This is a genomic window from Peribacillus sp. P4_C12 (assembly GCF_056402095.1).
The window spans coordinates 1-1,256 of sequence record NZ_JBFUIB010000834.1 but is presented as its reverse complement, the minus strand read 5'-3'; the positions used below and the strand labels follow the sequence as shown (position 1 = coordinate 1,256).

The 1,256-nt window shown below is 34.4% G+C and carries 2 protein-coding genes; both read left to right on the top strand.

The genetic code is table 11. The features are described 5' to 3' along the window. Positions 1-641: 641 nt before the first annotated feature. Positions 642-1,037, top strand: coding sequence for a VOC family protein (locus tag AC1DUW_RS29520; RefSeq protein WP_053346158.1), 396 nt, complete (start codon positions 642-644; stop codon positions 1,035-1,037). 24 nt (positions 1,038-1,061) lie between these two features. Further along, positions 1,062-1,256 (top strand): MmcQ/YjbR family DNA-binding protein (locus AC1DUW_RS29515; RefSeq protein WP_477644262.1); only part of this gene is annotated, 195 nt, incomplete at its 3' end.

Sequence of the window (1,256 nt, the reverse complement as noted above, 5' to 3'; positions counted from 1 at the left end):
TTTTTTAGTTTACATAACATATATTTTAAGAAGATATAAAAACACAAAAAATAACGTCTCAAACCGACAAGGTAAAGAAGTTAAGGATTATTAGTGGAGAAATATTTCCGTGTGTAACTTGTAATAGTAATATTATTATTAAATTAATGGTAGGAGCATGGGAAACTAATAATAATTGTCCTTTTTGTGGAAAAAAATTAATGAAGGATAAGCTATATTTATTTATAATTATAATAAAAGGTTGCCTATCTAAGGAATTAATCTGTTTGTTAATCATTAGTTACTATATTTTWGGATTAAGCTATTCCACCAACATTCCATGTATCGTCAAATAACATCCACACATGTGGAGTGCGTGTCACAATTAATTTTTAAAAAATAATTGAGTAGATATGTAGAAGGGACATGGGGCCGATTCTGTTGGTCGGAACTAACTATATTTGAAGAACGGCTCCTGTGGTCTTTCTAAAAAGTTATGACAGGATGTATGATGAGGCTCTAAAAATTGATTTAATCTCAACTAAAAATAATATATTCTTATAAAAATTGAATTTTTTTCCACACCCGTTATAATAATAAATAGGAATTTGTAAGCGAACACACTGAATAATTTTAATTCTTGTAAAAAATAGGAGGAAATCATGGGGAGATTGGTTCATTTCGAAATTCATGTGAATGACATGGAACGGGCAAAGAAGTTTTATGGAGAGGTATTCGGATGGTCATTTCAAGATTGGAGTGATTATGCAGGAATGCCTTACTTTGGAGCTGTAACTGGCGATGAGAATGAACTTGGGATCAATGGTGCTTTGATGCAGCGTCAAAGTGCTCCGCCGGAAACAAACCAAGCTTTAAATGCATTTGCTTGTACAATGGGAGTGGAAAATTACGATTTAACGGAAGCTAAAATTATGGAGAATGGCGGCAAGGTCGCAAAGCCCAAATATGCCCTGCCTGGAATGGCGTGGCAAGGATACTATATTGATACCGAAGGCAATATATTCGGAATTCATCAACCAGATGTGAATGCAAAATAGATTCGATAATAGGTGAATTAAAACATGAAATTACAAGACACGGCAGGCATGCTTGAAAATGTACGCAATATCTGTCTTGCGCTGCCCGAAGCTGTTGAACTTATTGACGGTTTCGGTCACAATACTTTTAAAATCAATGGAAAATCCTTCGTGATTTCAGGTGAAAGCGAGAAAGGATTCAGCTTATCTTTCAAGTCAGATCGGGACACTCAAGAATTA